The organism is Ornithinimicrobium kibberense, assembly GCF_006519705.1.
Taxonomy (GTDB): domain Bacteria; phylum Actinomycetota; class Actinomycetes; order Actinomycetales; family Dermatophilaceae; genus Ornithinicoccus; species Ornithinicoccus kibberensis.
This window is the reverse complement of sequence record NZ_VFXM01000013.1, coordinates 45,674-61,088: the sequence shown is the minus strand read 5'-3', so window position 1 is coordinate 61,088 and position 15,415 is coordinate 45,674. Positions and strand designations below refer to the sequence as shown.

Annotated in this window: 15 protein-coding genes; all 15 read left to right on the top strand. The window is 74.2% G+C overall.

Features of this window, described 5'->3' with window-relative positions; all coding sequences use genetic code 11:
• Window positions 1-57 precede the first annotated feature (57 nt).
• The 15 genes from FJR00_RS12085 to FJR00_RS12015 all read left to right on the top strand — a co-directional run bounded on the left by FJR00_RS12085 (window position 58) and on the right by FJR00_RS12015 (window position 15,415).
• Window positions 58-645: a hypothetical protein gene (locus FJR00_RS12085; RefSeq protein ID WP_075957404.1), complete on the top strand. Its 588-nt coding sequence runs from the start codon at window positions 58-60 to the stop codon at window positions 643-645.
• Entirely contained in the window at window positions 642-1,442 is an 801-nt protein-coding gene (locus tag FJR00_RS12080; RefSeq protein ID WP_141338968.1) for an enoyl-CoA hydratase/isomerase family protein, read from the top strand. The genes FJR00_RS12085 and FJR00_RS12080 overlap by 4 nt, the downstream gene beginning before the upstream one ends.
• A gap of 96 nt (window positions 1,443-1,538) precedes the next feature.
• Window positions 1,539-2,327 carry an electron transfer flavoprotein subunit beta/FixA family protein gene (locus tag FJR00_RS12075; protein ID WP_141338967.1) on the top strand — a complete coding sequence of 263 codons (789 nt, stop codon included), beginning with the start codon at window positions 1,539-1,541 and terminating at the stop codon, window positions 2,325-2,327.
• A gap of 36 nt (window positions 2,328-2,363) precedes the next feature.
• Complete coding sequence (locus FJR00_RS12070; RefSeq protein WP_141338966.1) at window positions 2,364-3,323, top strand: electron transfer flavoprotein subunit alpha/FixB family protein; 960 nt, start codon at window positions 2,364-2,366, stop codon at window positions 3,321-3,323.
• A gap of 94 nt (window positions 3,324-3,417) precedes the next feature.
• Complete coding sequence (locus FJR00_RS12065) at window positions 3,418-4,629, top strand: cysteine desulfurase family protein (RefSeq protein WP_141338965.1); 1,212 nt, start codon at window positions 3,418-3,420, stop codon at window positions 4,627-4,629.
• On the top strand, window positions 4,626-5,741 hold the full coding sequence (gene mnmA, locus FJR00_RS12060) for a tRNA 2-thiouridine(34) synthase MnmA (RefSeq protein ID WP_141338964.1): 1,116 nt from the start codon (window positions 4,626-4,628) through the stop codon (window positions 5,739-5,741). Before FJR00_RS12065 ends, mnmA begins: the two co-directional genes overlap by 4 nt.
• Window positions 5,738-6,787, top strand: a complete 1,050-nt coding sequence (locus FJR00_RS12055) for a uroporphyrinogen decarboxylase/cobalamine-independent methonine synthase family protein (protein ID WP_238330468.1) — start codon at window positions 5,738-5,740, stop codon at window positions 6,785-6,787. The genes mnmA and FJR00_RS12055 overlap by 4 nt, the downstream gene beginning before the upstream one ends.
• On the top strand, window positions 6,784-7,797 hold the full coding sequence (locus tag FJR00_RS12050; protein WP_141338963.1) for a DMT family transporter: 1,014 nt from the start codon (window positions 6,784-6,786) through the stop codon (window positions 7,795-7,797). The genes FJR00_RS12055 and FJR00_RS12050 overlap by 4 nt, the downstream gene beginning before the upstream one ends.
• Entirely contained in the window at window positions 7,794-10,025 is a 2,232-nt protein-coding gene (ligA, locus tag FJR00_RS12045) for an NAD-dependent DNA ligase LigA (protein ID WP_141338962.1), read from the top strand. The genes FJR00_RS12050 and ligA overlap by 4 nt, the downstream gene beginning before the upstream one ends.
• On the top strand, window positions 10,022-10,513 hold the full coding sequence (locus FJR00_RS12040) for a mycothiol transferase (RefSeq protein WP_141338961.1): 492 nt from the start codon (window positions 10,022-10,024) through the stop codon (window positions 10,511-10,513). The genes ligA and FJR00_RS12040 overlap by 4 nt, the downstream gene beginning before the upstream one ends.
• A complete protein-coding gene (locus FJR00_RS16355; RefSeq protein WP_238330467.1) occupies window positions 10,510-10,956 on the top strand; it encodes a glutaredoxin domain-containing protein in 447 nt (148 codons plus the stop codon). Before FJR00_RS12040 ends, FJR00_RS16355 begins: the two co-directional genes overlap by 4 nt.
• 55 nt (window positions 10,957-11,011) lie before the next feature.
• Window positions 11,012-11,308 (top strand): Asp-tRNA(Asn)/Glu-tRNA(Gln) amidotransferase subunit GatC, encoded by a 297-nt coding sequence (gene gatC / locus FJR00_RS12030; RefSeq protein WP_075957392.1) that lies wholly within the window; start codon window positions 11,012-11,014, stop codon window positions 11,306-11,308.
• Window positions 11,309-11,376: 68 nt separating this feature from the next.
• On the top strand, window positions 11,377-12,903 hold the full coding sequence (gatA, locus tag FJR00_RS12025; RefSeq protein WP_141339001.1) for an Asp-tRNA(Asn)/Glu-tRNA(Gln) amidotransferase subunit GatA: 1,527 nt from the start codon (window positions 11,377-11,379) through the stop codon (window positions 12,901-12,903).
• A gap of 38 nt (window positions 12,904-12,941) precedes the next feature.
• Window positions 12,942-14,450, top strand: a complete 1,509-nt coding sequence (gene gatB / locus FJR00_RS12020; protein ID WP_377466388.1) for an Asp-tRNA(Asn)/Glu-tRNA(Gln) amidotransferase subunit GatB — start codon at window positions 12,942-12,944, stop codon at window positions 14,448-14,450.
• 2 nt (window positions 14,451-14,452) lie between these two features.
• Window positions 14,453-15,415 (top strand): NAD(P)-dependent oxidoreductase, encoded by a 963-nt coding sequence (locus tag FJR00_RS12015; protein ID WP_141338959.1) that lies wholly within the window; start codon window positions 14,453-14,455, stop codon window positions 15,413-15,415.

The window sequence follows — 15,415 nt, the reverse complement described above, 5'->3', positions numbered from 1 at the left end:
CGCTGCCCGCGCACCCACACCGCAGGGGGCCGACCGGGCGGGAGGTACGTTGGGGCCATGACGGATCCCACCTCGCTGCCCAACTTCCCCCCGCCGCCGCAGGACCGCCCCCTCAGCGGCCGGGTCCTCGACGCCCTGCAGGACCTGCAGATGAACCCCGACCTGGACAAGGAGGGGGACGTGGCCTTCGAGGCCCGCGACCAGAAGCTCTTCGTCAAGGTCGTCCAGGGCGAGCAGTTCGACATCATGCGCGTCTTCGGCCAGTGGCAGATCGCCGACTCGGTCCCCGAGGACATGCGCGTGCGGCTGGACGGCTGCAACGACATCACCCTCGGGGTGAACCTCGTCAAGGCCGGGATCGCCGCCGGCCACCTCGTGCTCGCGGTCGAGCAGATCGTCGCCCGCCAGGAGCAGCCCAAGGCCAAGCTGCAGATCGGCGTCGGCCTGATCCTGCAGGCGTTGTCGCTGTGGCACCGCAACGTGCTGGCCAAGTCGCGGGCCGAGCAGGGGCTCGACCCGCAGCTGCCCGAGGGAGCCCCCGAGGGGACCGAGGTCGGCCCGTGGCTGTCGATCGGCACGCGGGGCGCCTCGGCCCAGCAGGACGCCCCCGCCGACGGGTCGGACGGCCGGGAGGGCGACGCGTGAGCAGGACCGTCCCCACGGCCAGCGAGTTCGTGCGGATCGAGATCGAGGCCAGCGTCGCCACGATCCGGATCGACCGGCCGAAGATGAACCCGCTCTCGATCGAGGTGCAGGACGCGCTCGGGGAGGCGGCCCGCCTGGTGTCCGCCGACGACGAGGTCGCCGCCGTCGTGCTCTACGGCGGGGAGAAGGTCTTCGCCGCCGGGGCCGACATCAAGGAGATGCAGCGGATGAGCTACACCGACATGGTGCAGCGGGCCGCCGTCATCCAGGAGTGCTTCAGCGCCGTGGCGCGCATCCCCAAGCCGGTCGTGGCCGCCATCGAGGGCTACGCCCTGGGAGCCGGCAACGAGCTGGCCCTGTGCGCCGACTTCCGGGTCGCCGCCGAGGACGCCAAGCTCGGCCAGCCCGAGATCCTGCTCGGCGTGATCCCGGGGGCCGGCGGCACTCAGCGGCTGGCCCGGCTCGTGGGCCCCTCCCGCGCCAAGGACCTCGTCTTCACCGGCCGGCAGATCGACGCCGCCGAGGCCAGGGAGATGGGCATGGTCGACGAGGTCGTCCCCTCCGGCCAGGCCTACGCGCGGGCCCTGGAGATGGTCCAGCGTTACGTGCACGGCCCCGCGTTCGCGCTGCGGGCCGCCAAGGAGGCCATCGACCGCGGACTGGACAACGACCTGGAGACCGGCCTGGCCATCGAGGCGATGCAGTTCGCCGGGGTGTTCGCCACCAAGGACCGCGAGATCGGGATGACCTCCTTCGTCAAGGAGGGCCCTGGGAAGGCGAGCTTCGAGGGCCGCTGACGCGCTTGTGTTACCCATGAGTAGCCACCTGGCGTCGGGCCCGGGACGAGATGACAAGATGGGCCCGACTGCCCCCGACCAACGAGGACGTGAGACGTGAACATCGTCGTCTGTGTGAAGTATGTGCCGGACGCCCAGGGCGACCGGGGCTTCGAGGAGGACCGCACGACCGACCGGGAGTCGGTGGACGGGCTGCTCTCGGAGCTGGACGAGTATGCGGTGGAGGAGGCGCTGAAGATCGTCGAGGCGGGCGAGGGCGAGGTCACGGTGCTGACCATGGGCCCGGACGACGCCGTGGCGGCGGTGAAGAAGAGCCTGCAGATGGGTGCGCACCGGGGTGTGCACGTGCTGGACGAGGCGTTGGCCGGGTCGGACTCGGTGGCGACGTCGCTCGTGCTGGCCGAGGCGGTGCGCAAGCTGGGGCAGGAGTCGCCGGTGGACCTGGTGCTGACCGGGCTGGCGTCCACGGACGGGGTGATGTCGGTGGTGCCGGCGATGCTGGCCGAGCGGCTGGGTCTGCCGCAGGTGACGTTCGCCTCGGAGCTGACGGTGGAGGGATCGACCGTGCGGATCCGTCGGGACGACGAGACCGCCTCGATGACGGTGGAGGCCTCGCTGCCGGCGGTGGTGAGCGTGACCGACCAGATCAACGAGCCGCGCTACCCCTCGTTCAAGGGGATCATGGCGGCGAAGAAGAAGCCGGTGGACACCTGGTCGCTGGCCGACCTGGGCGTGGACGCCGCGCAGGTGGGGCTGGACGCGGCCTGGACGAAGGTCGTGGAGGCGACCGAGCGTCCGCCGCGCTCGGCGGGCGAGGTCGTGACCGACGAGGGTCAGGGCGGGGTGGCCCTGGCCGACTTCCTGGCCTCGCGCAAGTTCGTCTGAGCCGGTCGACCCGAGATTGATGAAGGAGCACATCTGATGGCTGAAGTTCTCGTCCTGGTCGACCACGTCGACGGGCAGGTCCGCAAGTCCACCGCCGAGGCGTTGACGGCCGCGGCCCGGCTGGGTGAGCCGGCCGCGGTGATGGTCGGGGGTGATGCGCAGGCGGCGGCGGAGACGCTGGGCCGGTTCGGCGCGACCAAGGTGTATGCCGCGGGCGACCCGGCGCTGACCGAGCACCTGGTGGCGCCGGTGGCCGAGCTGCTGGCCGACCTGGTGGGGAAGGTGTCGCCGGCGGCGGTGATCCTGCCCTCGTCCAACGACGGCAAGGAGATCGCGGCCCGGTTGGCGATCAAGACCTCCTCGGGGGTCATCACCGACGCGGTCGACGTCCAGCCCGGTGAGGGTGGTGGCGTGCTGACCACCCAGTCGGTGTTCGCCGGGTCCTGGTCGGTGACCTCGACGGTCACCTCCGGCACGCCGGTGGTCACGCTGAAGCCGAACTCGGTCCCGGCGCAGGAGGCTCCGGCCTCCCCGGTCGTGGAGGAGGTCTCGGTGTCGTTGTCGGAGGCGGCCACCGCGGTGCGGATCACCGAGCGCGCGCAGAAGGCGGCCTCGGGCCGGCCGTCGCTGACCGAGGCCGCGATCGTGGTCTCCGGCGGGCGTGGCACGGGCGGTGACTTCGGCCCGGTGGAGGAGTTCGCCGACTCCCTGGGCGCGGCCGTGGGCGCCTCGCGGGCGGCGGTCGACGCGGGGTGGTACCCGCACGCCTCCCAGGTCGGGCAGACCGGGGTGTCGGTCTCGCCGCAGCTGTACGTGGCCGCGGGCATCTCCGGGGCGATCCAGCACCGGGCGGGCATGCAGACGTCCAAGACGATCGTGGCGGTCAACAAGGACCCCGAGGCCCCGATCTTCGAGCTGGTCGACTACGGCGTGGTCGGCGACCTGTTCACGGTCCTGCCCCAGGCCACCCAGGAGGTCCAGGCCCGCAAGGGCTGAGCAACCCCCGACGCAAGGCCCCGACCGCGACCCCGCGGCCGGGGCCTTGCCTCGTCCGGCCGTCGGGGCAGGGTGACGGACGTAGACTTCTGCGGTGCCCCTTCCCGACCGTCTCGTCTACCTCGACCACGCCGCGACCACGCCGGTGCTGGACGAGGTCGTCGACGTCGTCACCCGCACCATGCAGCAGGTCGGCAACGCCAGCTCGCTCCACACGCCGGGCCGGGCGGCCCGCCGCGTCGTCGAGGAGTCGCGGGAGCGGATCGCCGAGGCGTTGGGCGTGCGGCCCTCGGAGGTGCTCTTCACCTCCGGCGGCACCGAGTCGGACAACATCGCCGTCAAGGGGACCTTCGCGGCCCGGCGCACCACCGACCCCCGTCGCGACCGGCTGGTCGTCAGCAGCGTCGAGCACCACGCCGTCCTCGACCCGGTCGAGCACCTCGTCCGCACCGCCGGGGCCCGGGTCACCTGGGTCGAGCCGGACGGCCAGGGTCGGGTCCACCCGCAGGCCCTCCGGGACGCGCTGGACGCGGACGGCGGCCCCGGGACGGTGGCGCTCGTCAGCGTGATGTGGGCCAACAACGAGGTCGGCACCGTGCAGCCCGTCCGCGAGCTCGCCGAGCTGGCGCGTGAGCACGGCATCCCGTTCCACAGCGATGCGGTGCAGGCGCTGGGCCAGGTCCCCCTGGACCTCTCGGTCGTCGACCTGGGCGTCATCACCGGCCACAAGATCGGCGGCCCGCTGGGCGTCGGCGCGCTCGTCGCCGGCCGGGACCAGTCGCCGGTGCCGCTCACGCACGGCGGCGGGCAGGAGCGCAAGCTGCGCTCCGGCACCCTGGACACCCCCGGGATCGCCGGGCTGGCCGAGGCCGTCGCCCACGCCGCCGCGGAGCAGGCCAGCCACGCCCGGCATCTCGCCGCGCTGCGCGACCGGCTGATCGAGGGCGCGCTGGCGCTGGACGACGGCATCAGCGTCAGCGGCACCTGGACGCCCGGCGACGTGACCGACCGGCTGCCCGGCAACGTGCACCTGCGCGTCGCCGACGCCGAGGGGGACTCCCTGCTCTACCTGCTCGACGCCGCCGGGATCGCCTGCTCGACCGGGTCGGCCTGCCAGGCCGGGGTCCCGCGGCCCAGCCACGTGCTGCTGGCCATGGGCGTGCCCGAGCGCGAGGCCCGGGGCGCGCTGCGGTTCACCCTCGGCCACGGCTCCGAGCAGGCCGACGTCGACGCGGTCCTCGCCGCGCTCCCGCCCGCCCTCGAGCGGGCCCGACGGGCGCACGCCGCCTCCAGGAGCCGGGCATGAGGGTCGTCGCCGCGATGAGCGGCGGGGTCGACTCCGCCGTCGCCGCCGCCCGGATGATCGACGCCGGGCACGAGGTGGTGGGGGTCCACCTGGCCCTGGCCCAGTCCGCCTCGACGCTGCGGGAGAGCGCCCGCGGGTGCTGCACCCTCGAGGACGCCGGGGACGCCCGCCGGGTGGCCGACCGGCTCGGCATCCCGTTCTACGTGTGGGACATGGCCGACCGCTTCCGCGAGGACGTCGTCGAGGACTTCGTCGCCGAGTACGCCGCCGGCCGCACCCCCAACCCGTGCCTGCGCTGCAACGAGAAGATCAAGTTCGCCGCCCTGCTCGACAAGGCCCTGGCCCTCGGCTTCGACGCGGTCGCCACGGGTCACTACGCCCAGGTGGTCGAGGTGCCCGATCCGGCTGCGCCGCAGGGGGTCCGCCGCGAGCTGCACCGTGCGGTGGACCCGGCCAAGGACCAGTCCTACGTCCTCGGCGTGCTCGACGCCGACCAGCTGGCCCGCAGCTTCTTCCCCCTCGGCGACACGGTCAAGGCCGACATCCGCGCGGAGGCCGCCGCCCGCGGCTTCTCGGTCGCGAAGAAGCCGGACAGCCACGACATCTGCTTCATCGCCGACGGGGACACCCGCGGCTGGCTCGCCCAGCGGCTGGGGGAGCGGCCCGGACCGGTCGTCGACGAGCACGGCGCCGTGCTGGGGGAGCACCGGGGGGCGCACGGCTACACCGTGGGCCAGCGGCGCGGTCTCGGGCTGAAGGTGCCGCCCGCGGACGGCTCCAAGAGGTACGTCGTCTCGACCGACACCCGGTCCAACACGGTCGTCGTCGGCCCCGAGGAGCTGCTGGGGGTCGACCTGGTCACCGCCGACCACGTGCGCTGGTGCGGCCCCGCCCCCACCGGGGAGGTGCGCGTCGGCGCCCAGCTGCGCGCCCACGGCGAGGAGCACCCGGCGACGGCGCGCGTGGAGCGGGCCGACGGCATACCGGAGCGGCTCGTCGTCCACCTGGACGGGCGGACGAGGGGCGTTGCCCCCGGGCAGTCGGTCGTCCTCTACGACGGCACCCGCGTGGTCGGGTCCGGCACGATCGCCGCCGCGGGCAGGGCCGCGTGAGCACCGGCGCGGGTATGCCGCCCGCGGACGGGGTGCGCGCCACCGGGATCGGGTCGTGGCCCGGCACCGACGTGCGGGAGGCCCTGCGGGTGGTCCTCGGGACGCTGACCGGGTCGGTCCCCGAGGGGGTCGTCGGGATGCCGTACCTGCCCGAGCTGCCGGCCCGGGGCCCCGGGTCGGACCTGCTGGGCCGGGGCGCGCACCTGCTCGTCGACCTGCCGGTGGACCTGCAGCCCCAGGGGTGGCGCCTCGTCGACCGCCCGGGTCGCGACCACGAGCGGGCGGGAGCGCTGTGGGGGCAGGACCTCGACGAGCTGGCCGAGGCCCTCGACGGATGGGCGGGCCCGCTCAAGGTGCAGGTGGCCGGGCCGTGGACCCTGGCCGCCGGGGTGTGGCTGCCGCTGGGCGACCGCGTGCTGTCGGACCCCGGGGCCTCCCGCGACCTGGTCGCCTCCCTGGCCGAGGGGGTCGCCGGGCACGTGGCGGACGTGCGCCGCCTGGTGCCGGGCGCGGACGTCGTGCTGCAGCTCGACGAACCGTCCCTGACGGCGGTGTCGCTAGGACAGGTGCGGTCGGAGTCCGGCTACTCCGTGCTCCGCACGCCCGGGCCCGCCGAGCTGACGGGGGCGCTGCGCGACGTCGTGGACGCCGCCCGGACGGCGGGTACCGTCGAGGTCGCCGTCCACTCGTGCGCACCGGACCTGCCCCTGGACCTCCTCCGGCGTGCCGGCGTGGACGCGGTGAGCCTCGACGTCGCGCTCCTGCGGCGGCCCGGCTGGGACGCCGTGGCCACCCTCCTCGACGCCGGGGTCGGCCTGTGGGCCGGGGCGCTGCCCTCGGACGGCCCCGGGACCCCGACGGCCGCCGAGCACGTGGACCGGCTGCTGGTGGGCTGGCGCGAGCTCGGGCTGCCCGTCGCCGACCTGGCCGGCCTGACGGTGACCCCCTCCTGCGGCCTGGCCGGCTCGACGCCCGAGGAGGCGCGGGCCACCACGGCCGCGACCGTGCAGGCTGCCGCCCGCCTGGCCGGGATCGCCGCGGGATGACCGCCCCGGGCCTGCCCGCGGGGACGCGGGCGCCCGTCCCCTGGCAGGTCTGGTACCTGACCCTGGCCCTGGTCTGGGGATCGAGCTACCTGCTCATCAAGCTCGGCCTGGAGGCCCTCAGCGGCGTCCAGGTGACCGCCCTGCGGATCGTCCTGGGAGCGGCCGTCCTGCTGACCCTGGTCGCGGTGACCGGGAGGCGGCTGCCCCGGGGCCGGCGCACCTGGGGGCACCTGCTCGTCACCGGCACCCTGCTGTGCTCCTTGCCCTGGACGCTGTTCGCGCTGGGCGAGGTGCGGGTGACCTCGGCGGTCGCCGGGATCGCCAACGCCACCACCCCGGTGGCCGCCGTCGTGGCGACGGCGGTCCTGCTGCCTGGCGAGCCGGTCGGGCGGCGGCGCCAGCTCGGGGTCGGCATCGGCTTCGTGGGCATCGTCCTCATCGCCCAGCCGTGGTCCCTCGAGCGCGGGCCGGACCCGGTCGGCCTGCTCATGGTCCTGGTGGCCTCGGCGAGCTACGGGATCGGGTGGACCTACGTGCGCCGCCACCTGCACGGCGTGGACCCGGGCGGCCTGTCGATGCCGGCGGCCCAGGTGCTCGTCGCGCTGGCCCAGGTGCCCGTGCTCCTGCTCGCCGACTGGTGGCTGCGCGACCTGCCCTCCGGAGGGCCGCTGGCCCCGGCCGGTCCGGCCGCGTCCGCCGGGGGATGGGCCCTGTGGGGCCCGCTGCTGGCGGTGGGCGCGCTCGGCGTGGTCGGGACCGGGCTCGCGCAGGCGATGCAGTATGCCGTGGTGCGGGCCGCCGGCCCGACCGTCGCCACGAGCGTGACCTACCCCATCGTCGTCGTCTCCGTGGTCCTGGGGGTGCTCCTGCTCGGGGAGAGCGTCGGACCGCTCGTGCTCCTCGGCGCCGGGGTCGTCCTGGCCGGCTCGCTGCTCATCGGCACGCGCGGGGGCGGGCGGCGACGGCATACCCCTGCGGTGTCGGTGGACCCTGCCAGGATGGGCGGGTGAACGCGAGCACCATCCCTCCCGACCCGGTCGACGACGTGCCCGAGGAGGCCCGCCACCGGTGGGCCGAGCTGGCCGAGGAGATTCGGGGCCACCAGTTCGCCTACTACGTCAAGGACGCCCCGGTCGTCAGCGACGGGGAGTTCGACGCGCTGGTGCGGCAGCTGGAGGCGCTGGAGGAGGAGCACCCCGGGCTGCGGGTGCCGGACAGCCCGACCCAGGTGGTCGGCGGGACCTTCTCGACCGAGTTCACGGCCGTCGACCACCTCGAGCGCATGCTCAGCCTGGACAACGCGTTCTCCACCGAGGAACTGGTCGCCTGGGCCGAGCGGGTCGAGCGGGAGGTGGGCGGGGCGCAGGTGAGCTACCTGTGCGAGCTGAAGATCGACGGGCTGGCGGTCAACCTGCTCTACGAGGACGGAAGGCTGGTGCGGGCGCTGACCCGGGGCGACGGGCGGACGGGGGAGGACGTCACCCTCAACGTCCGCACGATCGAGGGGGTCCCGCTGCGGCTGCGGCCGCCCGAGGAGCAGGAGGCCGAGGGGGTCGTCGGCGAGGGCGGGGGCACGCACCTGGTCGAGGGGGCCGTCGTGGAGCAGGGCGCGGGCACCACCGAGCCGGTCCCGGTGCCGCGGCTGGTGGAGGTGCGCGGGGAGGTCTACTTCCCGGTGTCCTCCTTCGAGGAGCTCAACGCCGGCCTGGTGGCGGCGGGGAAGGCGCCGTTCGCCAACCCCCGCAACACCGCGGCCGGGTCGTTGCGGCAGAAGGACCCCCGGGTGACCGCGTCGCGGGACCTGCGGATGATCGTGCACGGGATCGGGGCCCGGGAGGGTTTCGACGTGGTCCGCCAGTCGCAGGCCTACGAGGTGCTGGCGGCCTGGGGGCTGCCGGTGTCGGGGCGCACGAGGGTGCTCGGCACGATCGAGGAGGTGTGCGACTACGTGCAGCGGTGGGGGGAGCAGCGGCACGCCGTGGAGCACGAGATCGACGGGGTGGTCGTCAAGGTCGACGAGGTGGACGTGCAGCGCTGGCTGGGGTCGACCTCGCGGGCACCGCGCTGGGCGATCGCCTACAAGTACCCGCCCGAGGAGGTCACCACCCGGCTGCTGGACATCCGGGTGGACGTCGGCCGCACCGGGCGGGTCACCCCGTGGGGGCTGATGGAGCCGGTGCAGGTGGCCGGGTCGACGGTCGAGCGGGCCACGCTGCACAACCAGCACGAGGTCGAGCGCAAGGGGGTGCTCGTCGGCGACACCGTGGTGCTGCGCAAGGCCGGCGACGTCATCCCCGAGATCCTCGGGCCGGTCGTCGACCTGCGCGACGGCAGCGAGCGGCCCTTCGTCATGCCCACCCACTGCCCCTCGTGCGGGACGGCGCTGCGGCCGGAGAAGGAGGGGGACAAGGACATCCGCTGCCCCAACTCCAAGGAGTGCCCTGCGCAGCTGCGGGAACGGCTCTACTCCCTGGCGGGCAGGGGCGCGTTCGACATCGAGGCGCTGGGGGCCGAGGGGGTCAACGCCCTGCTGGACGCCGGCGTGCTCACCAACGAGGCCACGCTGTTCTCGCTGACGGCGCAGGACGTGGCGCAGGTCCCGCTCTTCACGCGCGCGGCGAGGAAGACGGATCCGCAGGACGCGGTCGTCGACGGGCGGGTGCTCTCGGCCAACGGGCAGAAGCTGGTCGACAACCTCCAGCAGGCCAAGGCCCAGCCGCTGTGGCGGGTGCTGGTGGCCCTGTCGATCCGGCACGTGGGACCGACCGCAGCCCGGGCCCTGGCCGCCGAGCTCGGCTCGATGGAGGCGATCCGGGCCGCCAGCACCGAGGAGCTGGCCGCCGTCGAGGGCGTCGGGCCGGTCATCGCCGAGTCGGTCAAGGAGTGGTTCGACGTCGACTGGCACCGCGAGATCGTGCAGCGCTGGGCCGCCGACGGGGTCCGGATGGCCGACGAGCGCGACGAGTCCGTCGAGCGGACCCTGGAGGGCCTGACCGTCGTGGTGACCGGCTCGCTGGAGGGCTTCAGCCGCGACGAGTCCAAGGAGGCCATCGTCTCCCGGGGCGGCAAGGCGTCCGGGTCGGTCTCCAAGAAGACGGACTACGTCGTCGTCGGGGCCAACGCAGGCTCCAAGGCCGCCAAGGCCGAGGAGCTGGGGGTGCCGGTCCTCGACGAGGAGGGCTTCGTGCGGCTGCTGGCCGAGGGGCCGCCGCCTGGCCCGTCGGGGGAGGAGTCGTGACCGGCCGGGTGGACCCCGACGACCTGCTCTGGTTCGTCGACCGGGCGCTCGAGGGGATGCTCGAGACCTGCAGGACGCTCGGCGAGGAGCTGGTGAACGCCCGGCTCGTGGTCGAGGGGAGCAACAGCCCCTACGCCGTCGTGGTCCACTGCGTGGGGGTCATGGACTTCTGGGCGGGGCACAAGGTGGCCGGCCGGCCGAACCACCGCGACCGGGACGCGGAGTTCCGGGCCGTCGGCACGCTCGTCGACCTCGAGGCGCAGGTGGCCGCAGGTCGTCAGCGCTTCGTCGAGGCCGTCGAGGGTGCCGAGTGGGCCGCACCGTGCGTGGGGCAGGACCGCCCGGAGACCCATGCCCTGCCGGTCGGTCGGACCCAGGGCGGCGCCCTGGTCCACGTGCTCGAGGAGCTCTGCCAGCACCGGGGCGAGCTCGAGGTCACCGCCGACGTGCTCCGGGCCGGTGCCGCGCGGGACGAGGGCCGGAGGTGAGGTCCCGCCCGCTCTGGGTGCTGCTCGTCCTGCTGCTGGGCCTCGTCGTGGTCGACGCGGCCCGAGACGGGCGGCCGGCGTTCGCGGTCGGTTACGGTGTCGTGGCGCTCGCCGTCGCCTGGTGGACCTCACCGTGGCGTGGACGCGGCGGCCCCACCCACGAGGAGGTCCTCACCATGAGCGACACCGAGGCTCGACCGGACGTCGTCATCTACTGGCGCCCCGGGTGCGGCTTCTGCGCGATGCTCAAGGCACGGCTCGGCTCCGCCCGCGACCGTGCGACCTGGATCAACATCTGGGAGGACGAGCAGGGTGCCGCCTACGTGCGTGAGGTCAACGGCGGCAACGAGACGGTGCCGACGGTCGTGATCGACGGGGTCCCGCACACCAACCCCTCGCCGAAGCTGGTCCTGGAGCGGTTGCGGCAGCTCGACGACCGGTGACGCCCGGCGGCGGTGGGGGACGGCGACGCTCCGACGGCCACCTACACTGTCGCCCATGTCCAACCTCTCGCGCGACGACGTCGCGCACGTCGCCATGCTGGCGCGCATCCAGCTCGAGGACTCCGAGCTGGACCGGCTCGCCGGCCAGCTCGACCAGATCGTCGACTGGGTCGGTCAGGTCAACGAGGTCGCCGCCGCCGACGTGCCCCCGATGTCCCACCCCCTGCCGCTGGTCAACGTCACCCGCCCCGACGAGGTGCGACCCAGCCTGACCGCCGAGCAGGCCCTGGCCAACGCCCCCGACCCCGAGGACGGGCGCTTCGGCGTGCCGCGGATCCTCGACGAGGAGTGAGGACACCCGTGAGCGAGACCACGACCACCGACGCCGGTCGCGACCTGACCCGGCTCACGGCCGTCCAGATGGCCGATGCCCTGGCCGCCGGGGAGACCACCTCCGAGGAGCTGGTGCAGGCGCACCTGGACCGCATCGAGCGGCTCAACCCGGCCCTCAACGCCTTCCTCCTCGTCGATGCCGACGGGGCCCTCGCCACCGCTCGCGAGGTCGACGCCGCCCGGGCGGCTGGCGAGGACCTGCCCCGGCTGGCCGGTGTCCCGGTCGCCGTCAAGGACATCGCCTGCACCCAGGGGCTGACCACGACGGCCGGTTCCCGGATGCTGGAGCACTTCGTGCCGCCCTACGACGCCACCATCGTCACCCGGCTGCGCGAGGCCCGGATGCCGATCCTCGGCAAGACCAACATGGACGAGTTCGCCATGGGCTCCTCCACCGAGCACTCCGCCTTCGGCCCCACCCGCAACCCCTGGGACCTGGAGCGCATCCCCGGCGGCTCCGGCGGCGGCTCCAGCGCCGCCGTCGCCGGGTTCCTCGCCCCCCTGGCGATCGGCTCGGACACCGGCGGCTCCATCCGCCAGCCCGCCGCCGTCACCGGGACCGTCGGCGTCAAGCCGACCTACGGCGGGGTCAGCCGCTACGGCGTCATCGCGCTGGCCTCCAGCCTCGACCAGATCGGCCCGTGCGCCCGCACGGTCGCCGACGCGGCTCTCCTTCACGAGGTGCTCGGCGGCCACGACCCGATGGACTCCACGAGCATCGACGCCCCCGTGCCGCCCGTCGTGGAGTCGGTGGCTGGCGCGTCCGCCGAGGACGGCTCGCTCGCCGGGCTGAAGGTCGGCGTCGTCAAGGAGATCGGCGGCGAGGGCTTCCAGCCGGGCGTGCAGCAGCGCTTCGACGAGGCGCTCCAGGAGCTGCGAGCCCTGGGCGCGGAGATCGTCGAGGTCTCCTGCCCCCACTTCACCCACGCGATGGCGGCCTACTACCTCATCCTGCCGTCCGAGGCGAGCAGCAACCTGGCCCGCTACGACGCGATGCGCTACGGCCGCCGCACCACCCCGGAGGACAGCCCCAGCGCCGAGCAGGTCATGGCCGCCAGCCGGGACGACGCCTTCGGCGACGAGGTCAAGCGCCGCATCATCCTGGGCACCTACGCCCTCTCCAGCGGCTACTACGACGCCTACTACGGGCAGGCCCAGAAGGTCCGCACGCTCATCGCGCGCGACCTCGAGGCGGCGTTCGGGCAGGCCGACGTGCTCGTCAGCCCCACCGCCCCGACCACCGCCTTCCGGATCGGCGACAAGCTGGACGACCCCATGGCGATGTATCTCAACGACATCGCCACCATCCCGGCCAACCTCGCCGGCATCCCCGGCATGTCCATCCCCTCGGGGCTGGCCCCGGAGGACGGGCTGCCCGTGGGCATCCAGCTGCTCGCCCCCGCGATGGAGGACCAGCGCCTGTATGCCGTGGGCGCGGCCCTGGAGGCCCGGCTCGCCCGGGCGCAGGGCGGGCCGGTCGTCGACCGGCTCCCCGAGGTGCCCACCACCGTCCCCGGCGCCGCCGGGTCCCGGACCGAGGAGGTGCGCGCGTGAGTGCCGCGACCAGACCCACGACCCAGGCCGCCCCCACCGTGCCCTACGAGGAGCTGCTGACCCGCTACGAGCCGGTCGTGGGCCTGGAGGTCCACGTCGAGCTCTCGACCGCCACGAAGATGTTCTGCGGCTGCGCCACCGGGTTCGGGGCCGAGCCCAACACGCAGACCTGCCCGGTCTGCCTCGGGATGCCCGGCGCGCTGCCGGTGGTCAACGCCACCGCGGTCGAGTCGGCGGTGCGGATCGGCCTGGCGCTGAACTGCCGGATCGCCGAGTGGTGCCGGTTCGCCCGGAAGAACTACTTCTACCCGGACATGCCGAAGAACTTCCAGACCAGCCAGTACGACGAGCCGATCGCCTTCGACGGGTGGGTCGACGTCGAGGTGCCGGCCAACGAGGCGGGCGGGGAGGCGTTCACCTTCCGGGTCGAGATCGAGCGGGCCCATATGGAGGAGGACACCGGCAAGTCCACGCACGTCGGCGGGAGCACCGGGCGCATCCACGGGGCCGACTACTCGGTCGTGGACTACAACCGCGCCGGGATCCCGCTCATCGAGATCGTCACCCGGCCGATCACCGGGGCGGGGGCGCGGGCGCCAGAGGTGGCCCGCGCCTACGTGTCGACGCTGCGGGACCTCATGCGGGCGCTGGACGTCTCCGACGTCAAGATGGAGCAGGGCTCGATGCGCTGCGACGCCAACGTCTCGCTCATGCCGACGGGGTCGACCACCCTGGGCACCCGCACGGAGACCAAGAACGTCAACTCGCTCCGGTCGGTCGAGCGGGCGGTGCGCTACGAGATGACGCGCCACGCGGCCGTGCTCGACGCGGGCGAGGCCATCCTGCAGGAGACCCGGCACTGGCACGAGGACACCGGCATCACGACGTCGGGCCGGCCCAAGTCCGACGCCGACGACTACCGCTACTTCCCCGAGCCGGACCTGGTGCCCGTCGCCCCGTCCCGCGAGGACGTCGAGCGGCTGCGGGCCACGCTGCCGGAGAACCCGGCGGAGCGGCGACGCCGCCTGCAGGACGCGTGGGGATTCACCGACCTGGAGATGCGCGACGTCGTCAACGCCGGCGCGGTGGAGGTCATCGAGGAGACCGTCGCCGCGGGGGCCTCCCCGCCCGCCGCCCGCAAGTGGTGGACCGGGGTGCTGGCCCGCCGGGCGAACACCGACGGGGTCGCCGTGACCGACCTGGGCGTGACCCCGGCACATGTCGCCGAGCTCGACGGGCTGGTGACGTCCGGGCGGCTCAACGACTCGATGGCCCGGCAGGTGCTCGACGGCGTGGTCGCCGGGGAGGGGACCCCGGCGCAGGTGGCTGACGCCCGCGGCCTGGAGCTCGTCCAGGACGACGGTGCCCTGCAGGCGGCGGTCGACAAGGTCGTCGCGGCCAACCCCGACGTCGCCGAGAAGATCCGCGGCGGCAAGGTGCAGGCGGTCGGTGCCCTCATCGGTCAGGTGATGAAGGAGATGCGGGGCCAGGCCGACGCGGCCAAGGCCCGGGAGCTGATCCTCACCACGCTGGGCGTCGAGGGCTGAGGGTGGCCGCCCCGGTCGTCGCCGCCGTCCCCTCCGACCTCGTTCCGTTCCTCGACCCGGTCGAGGGCGTCGAGGTCGAGGTCTACGACCCGCGGGACCGCGACCGCGTGCCCGGCGGGGGACGGGACGTGGACGTGCTGTCCCTGCCGATGGTCGCCGGCCCCTGGCTGCGGCGGATGGACGAGGTGCCCGGGCTGCGGGGCGTGGTGCTGGCCTCGGCCGGCTTCGAGCACGCCCTGCCGTACCTGCCGGACGGGGTCGAGATGGCCAACGCGGTCGGCGTGCACGACACCGCGACCGCCGAGATGGCCCTGACCCTCATGCTCGCCGCGCAGCGCCACCTGCCCAAGCACGTCCTGTCCCAGGCGGCGGAGACGTGGGACCGCTCGACCCCGGAGGGGCAGCCGTGGCGGTCGCTGGCCGACTCCACCGTGCTCGTGCTGGGCTACGGCGGCATCGGGAAGGCGCTGACCCGCAGGCTGCTGGCCGCCGAGTGCGAGGTGGTCGCCGTGGCGAGCCGGGACCGGGAGGGCGACGAGCTGGTCGACCGGGTGCACGGGACCGACCGGTTGCCCGAGCTGGTGCCCACGGCCGACGTGCTGGCGGTCTGCGTGCCGCTCACCGACGCGACCACCGGCCTCGTCGACGCGCAGGTGCTGGCGGCCCTGCCCGACGACGCGCTCGTCGTCAACGTGGCCCGTGGCGGGGTGGTGGACACCGGCGCACTGATGGCCGAGTGCGCGTCCGGGCGCCTCCGGGCCGCCCTCGACGTCACCGACCCCGAGCCGCTGCCGGACGGCCACCCGCTGTGGTCCACCCCCGGCGTCCTCGTCGTGCCGCACGTCGGCGGCGCCTCGCCCGCGTCCTTCCCGCGGATGGGGCGTTACCTGCACCGCCAGCTGACGGCATACCGGGACCGGGGGCGCCTGGACCACGTGGTGGCGACCGGAGGCGCGCACGCCTGA

What these genes read in the sequence shown, in the direction of transcription:
- gatC (WP_075957392.1), top strand. Translation starts at nt 11,012, where the DNA reads ATGTCCAACCTCTCGCGCGACGACGTCGCGCACGTCGCCATGCTGGCG.
- FJR00_RS12085 (WP_075957404.1), top strand. Translation starts at nt 58, where the DNA reads ATGACGGATCCCACCTCGCTGCCCAACTTCCCCCCGCCGCCGCAGGAC.
- mnmA (WP_141338964.1), top strand. Translation starts at nt 4,626, where the DNA reads ATGAGGGTCGTCGCCGCGATGAGCGGCGGGGTCGACTCCGCCGTCGCC.
- FJR00_RS12050 (WP_141338963.1), top strand. Translation starts at nt 6,784, where the DNA reads ATGACCGCCCCGGGCCTGCCCGCGGGGACGCGGGCGCCCGTCCCCTGG.
- gatA (WP_141339001.1), top strand. Translation starts at nt 11,377, where the DNA reads ATGGCCGATGCCCTGGCCGCCGGGGAGACCACCTCCGAGGAGCTGGTG.
- FJR00_RS12070 (WP_141338966.1), top strand. Translation starts at nt 2,364, where the DNA reads ATGGCTGAAGTTCTCGTCCTGGTCGACCACGTCGACGGGCAGGTCCGC.